Annotated in this window: 10 protein-coding genes and 1 tRNA gene; 10 read left to right on the top strand and 1 reads right to left on the bottom strand. The window is 65.8% G+C overall.

Annotated elements, in window-relative coordinates; genetic code table 11:
• Positions 1-11: 11 nt before the first annotated feature.
• From CKW39_RS00610 to CKW39_RS00565, 10 genes are all read left to right on the top strand, one after another.
• On the top strand, positions 12-689 hold the full coding sequence (locus CKW39_RS00610; RefSeq protein WP_095796264.1) for a hypothetical protein: 678 nt from the start codon (positions 12-14) through the stop codon (positions 687-689).
• Between the two features lie 7 nt (positions 690-696).
• Positions 697-1,176, top strand: a complete 480-nt coding sequence (gene tadA / locus CKW39_RS00605; protein ID WP_095796263.1) for a tRNA adenosine(34) deaminase TadA — start codon at positions 697-699, stop codon at positions 1,174-1,176.
• Positions 1,177-1,232: 56 nt separating this feature from the next.
• Positions 1,233-1,322: transfer RNA gene (locus CKW39_RS00600), tRNA-Ser, on the top strand.
• A 563-nt stretch (positions 1,323-1,885) separates the two neighbouring features.
• Positions 1,886-2,293, top strand: a complete 408-nt coding sequence (locus CKW39_RS00595; RefSeq protein WP_095796262.1) for a RidA family protein — start codon at positions 1,886-1,888, stop codon at positions 2,291-2,293.
• A gap of 93 nt (positions 2,294-2,386) precedes the next feature.
• Positions 2,387-3,211 carry a thioesterase family protein gene (locus CKW39_RS00590; protein WP_095796261.1) on the top strand — a complete coding sequence of 275 codons (825 nt, stop codon included), beginning with the start codon at positions 2,387-2,389 and terminating at the stop codon, positions 3,209-3,211.
• A gap of 103 nt (positions 3,212-3,314) precedes the next feature.
• On the top strand, positions 3,315-3,641 hold the full coding sequence (locus tag CKW39_RS00585; protein WP_095796260.1) for a 2Fe-2S iron-sulfur cluster-binding protein: 327 nt from the start codon (positions 3,315-3,317) through the stop codon (positions 3,639-3,641).
• A gap of 147 nt (positions 3,642-3,788) precedes the next feature.
• Positions 3,789-6,680 (top strand): FAD-binding and (Fe-S)-binding domain-containing protein, encoded by a 2,892-nt coding sequence (locus CKW39_RS00580; protein ID WP_095796259.1) that lies wholly within the window; start codon positions 3,789-3,791, stop codon positions 6,678-6,680.
• A 12-nt stretch (positions 6,681-6,692) separates the two neighbouring features.
• Entirely contained in the window at positions 6,693-7,547 is an 855-nt protein-coding gene (locus CKW39_RS00575; RefSeq protein ID WP_095796258.1) for a DUF4232 domain-containing protein, read from the top strand.
• Entirely contained in the window at positions 7,537-12,531 is a 4,995-nt protein-coding gene (locus CKW39_RS00570; RefSeq protein WP_095796257.1) for an ATP-dependent helicase, read from the top strand. The genes CKW39_RS00575 and CKW39_RS00570 overlap by 11 nt, the downstream gene beginning before the upstream one ends.
• Before the next feature lie 6 nt (positions 12,532-12,537).
• A complete protein-coding gene (locus CKW39_RS00565) occupies positions 12,538-13,563 on the top strand; it encodes a DNA-formamidopyrimidine glycosylase family protein (protein ID WP_095796256.1) in 1,026 nt (341 codons plus the stop codon).
• Positions 13,564-14,135: 572 nt separating this feature from the next.
• On the opposite strand, the gene CKW39_RS00555 is transcribed toward CKW39_RS00565, so the two are convergent.
• Positions 14,136-15,371, bottom strand: coding sequence for a heparan-alpha-glucosaminide N-acetyltransferase domain-containing protein (locus CKW39_RS00555; RefSeq protein WP_254049204.1), 1,236 nt, complete (start codon positions 15,369-15,371; stop codon positions 14,136-14,138).
• Positions 15,372-15,564 lie beyond the last annotated feature (193 nt).

The raw sequence follows: 15,564 nt of genomic DNA, 5'->3' as shown, positions 1-15,564 counted from the left end.
GGAACTCCCCCATGAGCACCACACCCAACGAACCCCGCAACCCCGACTACGGCAACCAGCCTGGCGCGGGTATGCCCAACCCCGCCCAACCTCACGGCGTTCAGCCGGGCGACGTGCAGCCCGGCCCCGGCCAGGACCCGCAGGGCGCACCCCAGCCCGGCTACGGCCAGCAGGGTGGCAAGTACGGCACCTCGGAGTACAACCCGAACCAGTACACCGGCATGGTGGATCGCCCGGGCCTGCTCGACAAGTTGCTCAAACTGACGCTGTTGTCCGCGGCGCTGTACGCGATTTACACGATCGTGAGCCTTATTGCGAACTCCACGTTCGACATGGAGGCGTACCTCCGCGAATCGGGTATGAGCTCTGAACAGGCAGAGGCGTTCGCCAGCACCGGCAGCAATCCGGTGTGGAGCATCATCGGGCTCGTGATCGCACTGCTGCTGTACTTCCTGGTCTACCGTGGCCTGGCCAAGGGCAAGAACTGGGCCCGCATCCTGGGCACCGTCTTTGCTGCTCTGTCGATCCTGTCTTACTTGTTCGGGATTTTCGGTGCGCTCATGTTCGGCGGTCTGGGCATCGTGCTGATCGTCATTTCGATCATCGCAATTGTCGTGAACATCATGTGGATCGTCACCGCGTTCAAGGCTCCCAACTCCGCGTACTTCGCGCAGAACAGCCGCCGGTAAGTCACACATGGCGTTACCGCCCACTGCCAGGTCCATTCAGCACGAACGCTGGATGGGCCTGGCTTTGTTAGAAGCCCAGCACACCGCAGCGAGCGGTGATGTCCCGATCGGTGCGGTGGTCGTGAACTCTCGCGGCGACGTCGTCGGGCGGGGTTACAACCGCCGCGAGGCTTGTGGCGACCCCATCGCGCATGCCGAGGTGCTCGCCCTGCGCGACGCCGCCGCCCGCACCGGATCGTGGCGGCTCGACGACTGCACTCTGGTGGTGACCCTGGAACCGTGCGCCATGTGCGCCGGGGCCATCGTGTTGTCCCGGGTGCCGCGGCTGGTGCTCGGAGCCTGGGACCCCAAGGCCGGCGCCTGCGGTTCCGTGTTCGACGTGGTCCGCGAACCGCGCCTGAATCACTGGGTCCAAGTCACCGGTGGAGTCCGTGAGGCAGAATGCGCCGCGCTGCTGCGGGAGTTTTTCGAGGCCCACCGCAAGTAGCCCCAGTCGGTACGGTTTGGTTCCCGGTGGAACCTGACGGTAAAGTACTTCGAGCTGGTGACGTGTCCGAGCGGCCGAAGGTGCATCACTCGAAATGATGTTTGGTGTTAAAGCCAACGAGGGTTCAAATCCCTCCGTCACCGCCAGTCGAAATCGCCCGTTATCCCTAGTCAAACAGGGGTAGCGGGCGATTTCCATGTCGGCGTACCAGCAACCGGGCTCGAATCAGGCGCAGCATGACGGATGCCCGTGTGACTACGGACGACCGCGTAGCCCCTGGAACATTTCCGGCAGAGAATCCCACCCCCGAACATTCTGGGTCGAGGTACGCAGTTAGGAGCAGGTCAAACAGTGCGATCCTCAGCCACAAATGTCTGACCGCCGCTCCGGTGCCGTGTCATCGACGTTCACATCGCCGGGGTGACAGCAGCTGCAGGCCGATCGACGCTACAGCCTTGGCACATGCACCCTGCACCCTGCACCCTGCACCCTGATCGACGCTCCGACCCTGACCCCCGGCCCGCTGCATTCTGGTCGACGTTGGAACCAAGAATCGCCGGATCTCTGGCGTCACCGTCGATCAACGTGCAACCCCTCCGATCCAGTGGGCCGTACCGTTGATCAGACAGCAGATAGTCCCTCCGGCTTCCACCGGAAACCGATCGCCGTATGCCGAGTCCACATGTCACCAATAGGGAGCGAGAGTTCCGTGCCGAAAGCTGTTTCCCTGATCCGTTCAACAAAACTATCCAACGCAGCCGAGTACGCTTACGCCGCCACCGCGCCCGCCGATTCGCGTCTGATCTTCCTGGCCGGTTCATGTCCGCTCAACGAAGACGGCTCGACCGCGGGGGTCGGTGACTACGCCGTCCAGGCGGCGAAGTGCATTTCCAACATGAAGATCGCCTTAAGGGAAGCGGGTGCCGGAATCACCGATGTGATCAGCACCCGGGTGCTCGTCGCCTCCTCCCGCCAAGAAGACCTGGTGACCGCTTGGGAAGTAGTGCGAGACGCATTCGGTGATCATGACGTTCCCAGCACACTGCTCGGCGTCACCGTTCTCGGCTATGACGACCAATTGGTCGAGATCGAAGCGGTAGCTGCCGTCCTCGACTGATGGATTCGAGCACCGGGGTGCACGGTGAACTCAGTGAGGGACTCTAAGGTGTAATCCAGGACACAAACACCACCTTGCAGGAGGACCTCAAGCATGACCAGCGAGCCCAAGCCCCAGCACCTCGGCGCCAATGGGGAGGACGTCCCCGATGCCCACTACGTGCGGACCGGGGACCACAGTTTCCGGACCACGGTGTACACGCAGGGTGCGTGGAGCCCGCTGGAACAGCACATGGCGGCGTCGTCGGGCTTGATGGTCCATGAAATCGAACGCAACCACCCGCGCGAAGACGTGATTCCGGTGCGGTTGTCCTACGACATCCTGGGCTTCATCCCCGGCGGTGACATCGAGGTACACACGCGCGTGCTGCGCCCGGGCAAGACCATTGAACTGCTCGAAGCCACCATGAGCGCGGACGGCCGCGACTGCATCCGGTTGAGCATGTGGCGGTTGAAGACCTCGGACACCCAGGACGTGGCCGGCGGGGAGATCCAGCCCCTCCCCCCGGTCAAGGAATGCCCGCCGGTGGACATGACGGAAACGTGGGCCGGTGGTTTCATCGCCACGCTGGAGGCACATCTGGCTCGCGAACCGAGAGCAGGCAGCGCTGCGGGGTGGCTGCGCATCGGGCACCAGATCGTGGCGGGTGAGGAGTCCTCGAACACCGCTCGTTTTGTCAGCGCTATCGACACCGCCAACGGCCTGGCGCCCCGCGTGGAGCCGGGCAAATGGGCGTTCCCCAACGTGGACCTGTCCATCCACCTGATTCGCGAGCCGGTTTCCGATTGGGTGGGCCTGGACACCAACGTGGAGATCGGCCCGGGCGGCGTGGGCCTGACCCACTCGGAGCTCTTCGACGAGGACGGCCCGATCGGCCGTGTGGCCCAGGCACTGACCGTGCGTCGCATGGGGGACTGATCACACTTGGCCATCCGGTGGTCTCAACCGTGGTCCGCGAACGTAGAATGGCCCCTAGTTCTGAGAATCCACAACGGGTCGTAACTGTAGGAGGTCCACCCGAGTGAGCAGCATCAACGTCAATGTGACCGACCGTGAAGGTGTGCGCACCGAGGGCGTCGAGTGGAAGGACTACGAGTCCCTCATGGAGGCCCTGACCCGTCACAAGTTCCCCATCCTGGCGACCTGCGGCGGCAACGCCTCGTGCTCCACGTGCCACTCGTACTTGGATCAGGAGTCGTTCGTGAAGACCGGCGGCACCAACGAGGAGGAAGAAGACCTCCTGGAAATGCTCGACGACACCCGCCACGACAACTCCCGCTTGACCTGCCAGGTCGAGTGGAACGAGGAGCTCGAGGGCGCTGAGATCACCATCGCCCCGGAGTGGTGAGCCACCAGCTTTAGATCCTGCCGACGCCGCCCGCGTACCTTCCCCACGAAGGCGCGCGGGCGGCGTCGTCCCCGGGAGAATGGGCCGGGACACGGAACAAAGGTGACCTAATTGGAATCCCGGGGGCGGGTAGGCGAAAGTTAGACCATGACTGCTCTCCGGGATGATTTGACCACTCGTGCCGCGTACGTGTCCGACGCTTCGATTTACCGCAGGCTCCCCCAGGCCGTGGCGGAACCGCGCTCCGTGGACGAGATCCGCGAGCTGCTGGCCACCGCGCAGGAGAAGAGTTGGCCGGTGATTTCCCGCGGCGGCGGAACCTCGGTGGCGGGCAATGCGATCGGTGACGGGCTGATCATCGACACCTCCCGGTACTTCAACCGCATCCTGGAGATCGACCCGGACCAGGGCACGGCCACGATCGAACCCGGTGTGATCTGCGATCAGCTGCGTGATGCTGCGAGCGAGTTCGGCCTCACCTACGGCCCGGACCCCTCCACCCACTCCCGCTGCACCGTGGGCGGCATGGTGGCCAATAATGCGTGCGGCTCCCACTCTGTCGCGTGGGGCACCAGCGCCTCCAATCTGGCGGCGGTCACGGTCATGCTCGCCGACGGACGCGAGGTCACCCTGGAGGCGGGCGGCACCTCCGACGCCGCCCTGGATTCTCAGCTCAAGCAACTGCGCGACCGCCACCTGGCCATGCTGCGCACCGAGCTCGGCCAGTTCCCGCGCCAGGTCTCCGGCTACGGGCTCCACTACTTGCTGGGCGAGAACGGCTTTGACGTAGCCAAGGCCTTCTCCGGGACCGAGGGCACGTGCGGGATCATCACCCAGCTCAAGGTCAAGCTGGTCGCCAAACCCAAGTTCACCGCGCTGGCAGTGCTCGGTTTCAAAGACGCGATCGAAGCAGCCACCGCCGCCCCCAAGTTCCGTGTGCCCGGTGTGACGACCATCGAGGGCATGGGCTCGGACCTGCTCACCGCGTTGCGCACCCGCCAGGGCCAGGAGAACGCGGGTGGCGAGCTCCCCGAAGGCGGCGGTTGGCTCTACTGCGAGGTCGGAGCGGACACCCAAGAAGAAGCCTTTGAAGCAGCCCGTAAACTCCCCGCCCTGGTCAAGGAGACCGTGGTGGATTCCGTGGTCGTCAGCGACCCCACCGAGGCACGTGCCCTGTGGCGCATCCGCGAGGCCGGCGCGGGCATCGTGACCCGTCTCCCGGACGGCGGCGAGGCCTGGCCCGGCTGGGAGGACTCCGCCGTTCCCCCGGAGCACCTGGGTGCTTACCTCAAGGACCTCTACGAGCTGCTGGACGAGATGAACCTGCGTGGCATCCCGTTCGGCCACTTCGGCGAAGGTTGCGTGCACATCCGCATCTCCTTCGACTTCAACACCGATGAAGGCGTGGCCCTGTACCGCGAATTCATCGAACGCGCCGCGAAGCTCGTGCACCGCTACGGCGGCTCGGTGTCCGGCGAGCACGGTGACGGCCGCGCCCGCTCGGAGCTACTGACCACCATCTACTCGGACGAAGCACGGCAGGCTTTCGCGGAGTTCAAACGGATTTTCGATCCCGAGAACTTCTTCAATCCCGGTGTCGTCGTGGATCCGGAACCCATTGACCAGGGCATCCGACCGGGCCCCGGCGCTCGCACCTTTGAGCTCACTCCGGTCCACGCGTTCTCCTCCGACAACGGCTCGTTCGGTCAAGCCATCAATCGCTGCGTGGGTGTGGGCGCGTGCCGTTCGGATTCGGGCGCCATGTGCCCGTCCTTCGTCGCTACAGGCGATGAGGTCCACTCGACCCGAGGCCGCATGCGCTCGCTCGCCGAGATGCTGCGCGGGGAACACATCACCGACGGCTGGAAGTCCAAGGAAACCTACGAGGCTCTCGACCTCTGCCTCTCGTGCAAGGCGTGCGCGACCGAGTGCCCGGTCAACGTGGACATGGCCACCTACAAGGCAGAGTTCTTGCACCACCACTTCCGCCAGGGCCTCACCTCGTTCATCGGCAAGGATCGCCGCCCCATGGCGCACCTGACCATGGGCTGGATGCCGTGGCTCATGAAGCTCGTGACCAAAGTCCCCGGCTCGCTGCGCGCGGTCAATTTCATGGAACGCTTCCGTCCGGTCGAGGAACTCACCAAGAAGCTCGGTGGCATCGAGCCTCAGCGCCGCATGATTCGCTTCAACAACACCCCGCTCACCTCGTGGTACAAGGCGCGCACCAAGGGCGACGACGCCGCTCGCGACCTTGCGCGCGGTGGCAACCGAGCGTCGTCGGCGGCCGGGGAAAAGCCCTCGGTGGTGCTGTGGCCGGACACGTTCACCAACTTCTCCGCAGACGCTCCCGGCAAGGCCGCGATCGAGGTGCTCGAGGCCATGGGCTACCGCGTGCTCATGCCCATGGGCAACGTGTGCTGCGGTCTGACGTGGCACTCCACCGGGCAGTTGGACATGACCCGCAAGACACTGCTGCAGACCCTGGACGTGATGGAGCCGCTGATCGAGGCGGGCTACCCGATCATCGGCCTGGAACCGTCCTGCACCGTGATGCTGCAGCACGACATCACCGAGCTGCTGCCCAACGATCCCCGTGCGCACAATGTGCAGGCCCTGACGGTGACGCTGGGTGAGTTCAGCGCCAAGCACGCCGAGGAGGGCGGTCACTGGCCGTTCGGAACCCTGGAAACCCAGGCGGGCCCGGGTCAGGCGCTGTGCCAGGTGCACTGCCATGAGCAGTCCATGGGTGACTACTCCCCCGAGCTGAAGGTCCTGGAGAAACTGGGGGTCAACAGCACCGTGGTGGGTGGCGGTTGCTGTGGGCTGGCGGGCAACTGGGGTTTCGAGCCCGGTCACTACGAGGTGTCCCAGACCCTGGGTGAGCGCGAATTGTTCCCGAGCATCCGCGCTGCTGAACCCGGAACCATCGTGCTAGCGGACGGCTTTTCCTGCCGCACGCAGGTCGCCCAGGGAACCGGTGCAGAAGGAGTTCACCTGGCACAGGTGATGCGTGCAGCGATTCGGCCCGAAAAGTAGGACACTGTTGCCATGAGGAGAATCACGCTCGCCCCCCAGAGCTCCCGCACCGGTACCCGTCCCGTCATGATCGCAACCGGCCTGGCCGCCGTGTTGTTCTTGTCCGCTTGCGGTGGCGGTGATGACACCGCAAACGACGAGCAGTCAGCCACGCAGTCTCCGTCCGCGTCGGTGAGTGCCACGCCCTCCGCGTCACCTTCGGCAACGACGTCGGAGACGCGTTCGGAATCGCCGTCCGCACAGGTTAGCCCTGAGCCCACCGAGTCGGCGGCGGAAGCGTCCGAGACCTCGGAAGACACGCCGGTCGCAGCACCCGAGGAAACCGCAGCTGCGCCCGAAGGCCCCGCCGCTCCGGAACCCGAGCGCACGGCGTCGGCCCCCGAATTGGGAATGCCCCCGGCAACCCCGTTCACCCCGCCCGCCACGGACGGCCAGAGCAAGCCCGGCGCACAGGCGGGCGCGTGCAGCGTGTCCCAGCTGTCCGGGAACGTGACCCCCAATCAGGGCGCTGCGGGATCGGTGCTCGCCTCCGTGAACCTCACCAACACCGGTAACGAGCCGTGCGTGCTCCACGGGTACCCGGGTGTGTCTTTCGTTGACCAGAACGGCGGCACCGTGGGTGCCCCGGCAGCCCGTGACGGTGCCCTGGCCGGCACGGCAGTCACCCTGCAGCCTGGGCAGTCCGCTTCCGCGCCTCTGAAAATCACCCAGCCGGGGGCCATCGGCCAGCTGTGCAACCCTCAGCAGGCCGACGGATTCCGCGTCTACCCGCCGGGTAGCCACCAGTCCCTGCTCCTGAGCTACCCCGGCGAGGCCTGCGGCAACCCCAAGATCGACCAACTTCAGGTGCGTGGTTTTGGGTCTTGACCCGTCCCTGAAACTCTTCTCCTCGGCGACGGCCACGTGGTTCGACGCCGCATTCAGCGGTCCCACCGCCGCCCAGCGCGGCGCGTGGGAGGCCATTGCGGCGGGCCGCCACGCCCTGGTGGTCGCCCCCACCGGCTCGGGTAAGACCCTCGCGGCCTTCCTGTGGGCCATCGACCAGCTCATCTCCCGTCCCTCCGACACCACCGACGACGCTGCTGCCGGGCCTTCCGGGGGCGGCCTCCCCGCATCCGACTCAGCGGGTGGGGGCACCCCTGAAACCAAGGCTGCCGCCCGACAAACACCCGGCACAGGGCAGGACCCCCTTCCTGGCACCGAGGTGGACCTGCGCGCGAAAGCCAAGCGGGCGGCGTCGCCGGCGAAGGCCGAGGAGCACACCACGGTGCTCTACATTTCCCCGCTCAAGGCCCTGGGCGTGGATGTGGAGCGCAATCTCCGTGCGCCGCTGATCGGGATCACCCAGGCTGCCAAGGCCGCCGGGATTACCCCTCCGGATATCTCCGTGGGCGTGCGTTCCGGTGACACTCCGCAAGCCACCCGGCGAGCGCTGCTGGCCCACCCGCCGGACATCCTGATCACCACTCCTGAGTCGTTGTACCTGATGCTCACGTCCAAGGCGCGGGAGACGCTGCGGCACGTGAAGACCGTGATCATCGACGAGGTGCACGCGGTGGCCGGCACCAAACGCGGCGCGCATCTGGCAGTGAGTCTGGAGCGGCTCGATGATCTGCTAGAGGAACCGGCCCAGCGCATCGGCTTGTCCGCGACCGTGGAGCCTGTGGACACCGTGGCCGGTTTTCTGGGCGGTTCTCAGCCGGTGACCGTGGTGCGGCCGCCGTCCGAGAAGGACTGGGATCTCACGGTGTCCGTGCCGATTCCGGACATGACGGCGTTGGGTGGGGCATCGGCGCCCCCGTCCTCGGTGGATTCGGCGAGCATCGACGCGAATCTGGAGGCCTCCGACTACCAGGCGACCGCTTCGATCTGGCCGCACGTGGAGGAACGAATCGTGGATCTGGTGGAGCAGCACCGTTCCACCATTGTGTTCGCGAACTCGCGCGGGCTGGCCGAGAAGCTCACCGCGCGGCTCAACGAGATTCACGAGTTCCGGGTCAACAACGCGCCCTCCGGTTCGGAAGGGGCCGACGAGTCCGAATCGATTGCCGCCGCTGATGCCGACACCACCGGCGAGTTCGCGGACATCTCCCGACAGCACAACCGGTTCGAGGGTGCCACGTCCGTGCTGGCCCGCGCGCACCACGGTTCGGTGTCCAAGGACCAGCGCAGCTTGATCGAGGAGGACCTCAAGACGGGTCGGCTGCGCTGCGTGGTGGCCACTTCCTCTCTGGAGCTGGGCATCGACATGGGGCACGTGGACCTGGTGATCCAGGTGGAGTCACCGCCCTCGGCGTCCTCGGGTTTGCAGCGTGTGGGGCGCGCAGGGCACCAAGTGGGGGAGATCTCGATCGGGCGCATGTACCCCAAGCACCGCGGCGACGTGCGCGATGCTGCGGTGATTTCCGAGCAGATGCTGGCCGGGCGGTTGGAGCCGCTCGCGATCCCCGCCAATCCGTTGGACATCCTGGCCCAGCACACGATTTCCGCCGCGGCTGCCGAGGACGTGGATGTGGAGGCTTGGTTCGACACACTCCGCCGTTCCGCGCCGTTCCGTCATCTGCCGCGGTCGGCCTACGACGCCGTGCTGGATCTTCTCGCCGGGCGCTACCCGTCCGACGAGTTCGCCCATCTGCGTCCTCGAGTGGTGTGGGACCGCGAAACCGGCACCTTGCAGGCACGCCCTGGAGCACTGCGGTTGGCTGTGACCTCCGGCGGCACCATCCCGGACCGCGGTCTGTTCCCCGTGTTCCTGGTGGGTGATCAGGACGGCAAGAACCCCAAGCGCGTGGGCGAACTCGACGAGGAGATGGTCTACGAATCCCGCGTGGGGGACATCATTGCCCTGGGTGCCTCCAGCTGGCGGATCGAGGACATCACCCACGACCGAGTGGTGGTCTCCCCTGCCCCGGGTGTCCCCGGCAAGCTGCCCTTCTGGCACGGCGACGGCCTGGGCCGGCCGGTGGAACTGGGGCGCGCCGTCGGCAGTTTTACACGCGAGATCGGAGGGGCGTCGCAGGAGACCGCCCGCGAACGCCTGACCGCCGCGGGGCTTGACGAATGGGCGCAAGACAACCTCATCGCGTACCTAAACGAGCAACGGCAGTCCACCGAACACATCCCCGACGACCGCACGCTGGTGGTCGAGCGCTTCCGCGACGAGCTGGGCGACTGGCGCGTGGTGCTGCACAGCCCGTTCGGTAAGCCGGTGCACGCGCCCTGGGCCCTGGCCGTGGGCGCTCGCCTGGAAGAACGCTGGGGTCTCGACGCCGCGTCCCAGGCCGGTGACGACGGCATCGTGCTGCGCGTACCCGCCACGGACGAGGAACCGCCCGGTGCGGAGCTGTTCCTTTTCGACCCGAACGAACTCGAACACACCGTGACCGAGGAAGTGGGCGGTTCCGCGCTGTTCGCGTCCCGGTTCCGCGAGAACGCCGCCCGCGCCCTGCTGCTGCCCCGCAGCGATCCCGGCAAGCGCACGCCGCTGTGGCAGCAACGCCAGCGCTCAGCGCAGTTGTTGGACGTGGCCCGCAAGTATCCGCAGTTCCCCGTGATCCTGGAAACCGTGCGTGAGTGCCTGCAGGACGTCTATGACTTGCCCGCGCTCCTTCGATTGCAGCGCGAGCTGGCCGGGCGGAAACTACGCATGGTCGAGACCACCACCGATACCCCCTCTCCTTTCGCGCGCACCCTGCTGTTCGGATATGTCGCGCAGTTCCTCTATGAGGGCGATTCCCCGCTGGCCGAGCGCAAGGCCGCCGCGCTGTCGTTGGATCCGGCGCTGCTCAACGAGCTGTTGGGCCGGGCCGAGCTGCGGGAACTGTTGGATCAAGAGGTCATCGAGCAGATGGTGGCTCAACTGCAGCGGCTGGCTCCGGATCGTCGCTTGCGAGGGGTGGAGGGGGCGGCCGACCTGCTGCGCCTGCTCGGCCCCATGACGCCCACCGAGGCCGCTCTGCGCTTGCGCCCACAGGAATCGTTGGAGACCGACGACCAGCACCTGAGCGAGTCCAACGCCAGGGCACTGCTGGATCAGTTGGTCAGCACCAACCGCGCCATCATCATGCGCGTGGGAGGCACTGAGGTCTACTGCGCGGTGGAAGATGCCGCCCGCATGCGTGATGCCCTGGGTATTCCTTTGCCCATGGGCGTACCGCTCACCTTCCTGGAACCCGTGGCCGACCCCGTGGGCGACCTGGTCTCCCGTTACGCACGCACGCACGGCCCGTTCAGCGTGGTCGAGGCCGCTACGGCACTGCATCTGGGTCCGGCCGTGGTCGAATCCGCGCTGCGGGCCTTGGGCAAACAGCGCCGGGTGAGCGAGGGTGCGTTCCGGCCGAGTGGCGACCCGGCGGCGTCGGACTCGGAATGGTGCGATGTCGAGGTGCTGCGCACCCTACGACGCCGCTCGCTCGCCGCGCTGCGCGAAGACGTGGAACCGGTGGCGCCCAGTATTTACGCCAAGTTCCTGCCGGCGTGGCAGCACGCGGTCAAGGGTCATCAGTTGCGCGGGCTGGACGGCGTGCTGACCGTGATCGATCAGCTGGCGGGTGTGCCGATTCCGGCCTCCGCGTGGGAGCCGCTCGTAATGGCTCAGCGGGTCGTGGATTACCGCCCCGGGATGCTCGATGAGCTCATGGCCACCGGTGAAGTGTTGTTCTCGGGAGCCGGTTCGTTGGGCGGTGAGGACGGCTGGGTCGCGTTCCACTTGGCCGAGTCCGCGGAGTTGTCCCTGCCGCCGGTCGAAAAACTGCAGGTGGCGGCGTCGGAGCTGGATTCCGAGCTGGAGAAACAAGTACTGGCTGTGCTGCAGAGCGGCGGGGCGTACTTCGCGTGGCAACTGATCGAGCCGCTGTCCCAGGCGGGTTTCACCGTGGGGATGCCCGAGCTGCGGATCGCGCTGTGGAACTTGCTATGGGCGGGGTTGATCACCAATGACACGTACGCGCCGGTGCGCGCGCTGATGGCCGGCGGGCATTCCTCGCACAAGGCGCCCAAACGACCGGCGCGGTCACGCGCGGCCGGACGACGCGGTGCTGCCCGATTGCGGGGGCTGTCCCGGCCGGGGACGACGTCGGACATCGGCGTTTCCGGGGCAGAGTCCGGCGGTCGCGTGGTGCGAGCCCAGGGTGGTTCCGAGGAACGCACCACGGCCGGTCGCTGGTCCGTGCTGCGGCCTGAACCGCTGAATGCCACGGTGCGCGCCCAGGCACAGGCCGAGCTGTTGCTGGATCGCTACGGAATTCTCACGCGCGGCCCGGTGGCGGTGGAGGACGTGCCGGGCGGTTTCGCGACCGTGTACAAGGTGCTGCGCGCCCTGGAGGACGCGGGTCGGGCGCGACGCGGCTACTTCATTGAAGGCTTGGGTGCAGCGCAGTTCACGCAACCGGCAACGGTTGATATTCTCCGCAGTTTTACCGAGGACGATTCGGTGCGGGCTCCAGAGCCCCAGGTTCTCGCCCTGGCGGCCACCGACCCGGCGAATCCCTACGGCGCCGCGTTGGACTGGCCCGATGCCGTGGCGCTGGAGTCCTCGACCAAGCATCGACCGGGGCGTAAGGCCGGTGCGATCGTGGTGCTCGTGGACGGCGACCTGGTGCTGTACCTGGAGCGCGGCGGCAAAACCGCTTTGGCGTTCACGGCGTCCGAGCGTGAGCTGCGCATGGCCGCCGAGGCCGTGGCCGCGCTCGTGCAACGGCGTGCGGTGGACTCACTCGTGGTTGAGAAGGTCAACGGCGAATCCGTGCTGTCATCGATCGAGATGGTGACTGCCGTGCGGGAAGGACTGTTGTCCGGGGGCTTCTACCAAACGCCGCGCGGGGTTCGTATGCGCGCACCACTGAGCGGGTGATCGTCCATGCCAGAGGGTGATTCCGTTTACCGGCAATGCACGATGCTCCGCGAGGCGCTGAAGGGACAGGTGCTGGAATCCTCGGATCTTCGGGTTCCTGCACTGGCAACCACGGACCTGTCCGGGCGCACGGTGGTGGACGTGGTGCCGCGGGGTAAGCACATTCTGATTCGGCTGTCCGCTGCCCCCAACGCTGCCGAGCTGAGGTCCGGTGCCGAGCCACTCACCCTGCACTCGCACCTGATGATGGACGGCACGTGGCGGGTATTCGAGCGGGCCGGGACGTCTCGAGATAGCGGCGAGCGGGCGGCGTCGGCGTCGTCCGGAACTTCCCCGGCCGTTCGCGGAAGGCGCGGGCGGCAGCCGTATCGCCGCTACGCGAGCGTGCGCTCCCGCGCGGAGGCTCGCACGCCGTTGAGTGCGGACGTGTCGATCGGGCAGGGTTCGCACACGATCCGCGCGATCCTGCGCACGGCGACCGTGGACGCGATCGGTTTCGATGTGAAAGACGTGCGGCTGGTTCCCACGCGGCTGGAGGACCAGGAGCTCGTGGGCTATTTGGGTCCGGACATCCTCGGCCCCGATTGGGACGTGGACGAGGCGCTGCGCAGGTTGCGCGCCCAGCCGGATCGCGCGATCGGCACGGCCCTGATGGACCAGCGCAACCTCGCGGGCATCGGCAACGTGTACCGGGTGGAGGTGCTGTTCATGACGCGCACCAACCCCTGGGCACCCGCGGGATCGATTCCGGATGCGAAGCTCGTCGAGATCGTGAAGCTGGCGCACAAACTACTCAACCTGAATCGCGACCGCCCCTTGCGATCCACGGTGGGCCACCCCGCGACCGGGCGCCCGCTCTTCTGGGCCTACGGCCACTACGACCAGCCCTGCCGCCGCTGCGGCACGCGCCTCAAGCGCGGCGAGATCGACGACGCCGCCCCGTCCATCACCGAGCCCCGCGATCCTGCCGCGGTCCAACACTTGCGGCAGATTGCGTGGTGCCCGAGGTGTCAGGCGAGCGAGCTCGCTTGATGCGCAGAGATGCCCACCGACGTCTCATCGAGCCGTTTCAGAATCGTAAGAGTCGACGACTCCTCTGGGCATTCTTGAGTTCAGAACTTGGGGACGGAATTACCGCCATCGTGATTCCACTGGTCGTCCCCCTTGGACTGACCGCGATCCGAAAGCCATCCTGATTACCTTTGGGACAAGCTCTGCAGTGCCTGTAACCGCCAGTGGGTACGCATCTGGAGCAGGACCGGATAGACATGCAGCAGTAGGCCAAGCCCGACGATCCAGAGTGCGGCGGGCAGCGAAGCCAGCGCAGCAATTGGCGTAGCGACTACGTGGACTACAGCTCCCCAAGTGTGCGCCACCGCATTGGAGCGGACAGAAGCGAAAAGCTCCTCCGCTGGTTCGCGTGTCCCGAGATGGGGCCTCAGCGAGCTGCCTCCGCGCCCACCACATAGAGGCCATATGCGGAGAGCGCGGAAACCACGAGAGCGGCGATCAATGCGACTCCTCATCTCGCTAGTTGGTCCGGCATCGAATCCGGTGGTGAGCACTGGATGCGTGCGCGTGGGCTCATCCACGATACGTCAGTGTCAGGCTCCGAAATCGGTGCGTCCTGAACTCCCGCCCATGACAATTCTGCGAGCGCCCGTGACCCCGTAACCGATGGCTCGCTCGAGGGGCCCCTTGCCCAGGTTCAGGTACCACACCAGAGCAAAGACCGCTGCGACCACCAAGTGAATGAGGTACCAGAGGTAGGGCCGGTCGTAGTGAATCTCGAAGGAGAGTGCTACCAAGTGGGCGGTGTAAAGAGTCAACGTCATGACGCCCATAGCCGTGAGCGGCAACAACCAGTCTCCGGCTTTCCGGGCAATCAACAGGAATGCCCCGAGTGCGGCCATACTCACGCCCAGACTGGCCGCAAGCGAGAGCGGGGTGTCTGCGTGGGGAGTGGTGATAGCCAGCCACCACGGAGTGGAGGTCGGCAAGGAGTCAGGGCCCCACGTCAGGATTTCGACCAGCTTTTCCTCGCTCACCCGCGAGGAATCCAACAACCGTTGATAACCGCCCAGTCCATACAGCAGGATGTAGGACGTCACGTGAGCCAAGACTGCCACTCCAACACCGGCAGCCAACAAAGTGATCTGAGTCTTGATCCTGCGTAGGTCCAATCGACCGATAGCCATCCCGGCCAGTAGATAGGTCATGTACGGCAGCGCAGGATAGGACCCTGTCAACAGCAGCTGCGACAATGTGCCCCCCGGTTCTGATAGGACCGTCCCCAGCGTGGGATTGTAAGAACTCCACTCGGGTAGGACATCAAGCAAGTTCTGCATCAGCAAGGGAGCTAGTAGGCCAAAGGCCCCCGCCAGCACGAACAACGCCTTGGGGCCGAGGCGCAGGAACGGTATGGCCAGCAAGAAGAACATCCCGTAGTAGATCAGGATGTTGTAGGCGGGCGGTTCTTCCGACATCAAGGTGCCGATCCACAGCCCCACGAAAGTGATCAGTACGGCTCGGACGGCTATGCCCGCTCGATCGGCAGTCAGTCGCTTTCCCTGGTGCGGGTTTCTGCCGCCGGTGCTCAACGCCAGCCCAACACCCGCCAGCATGGCGAAGAGAGCCGCTGCGTTCCCGGAAAACAGTATCCAACTCAGTGTCGCTTCTCCGGTGTCCTCGTTCCACGCCGGGAGAAGGTGGGTGGCCATCATGCCAACCAAGGCCAAGCCCCGGGCAGCGTCGATTCCGACCAGCCGCTTGGACGGCTTCTTCGGTGCCCGGTCCATTTCTATCGGATGGTTCTTCCCCGCCCCATCTATGGCGTTCATTGATCCCCCTGAATTCCCCCCGAATCCTAGGTGCCGCCGATTGCGCGCTCCCTGATCCGGTCCTCGGCCCCGGAACCTCCGAAGATAAGGCAGCCTAAATACTCTCACCTCAACGTGATGTCCACATCCCAGGAACCTGAAGCTTTCGTAAAAATTTTCTCACGGCCGAGGTCGGGCTGGACCGCCCGAGCGG

The sequence above is a fragment of the Kocuria sp. WRN011 genome (assembly GCF_002295155.1).
Classification (GTDB): domain Bacteria; phylum Actinomycetota; class Actinomycetes; order Actinomycetales; family Micrococcaceae; genus Kocuria; species Kocuria carniphila.
This window is presented reverse-complemented; position numbering and strand designations above follow the sequence as displayed.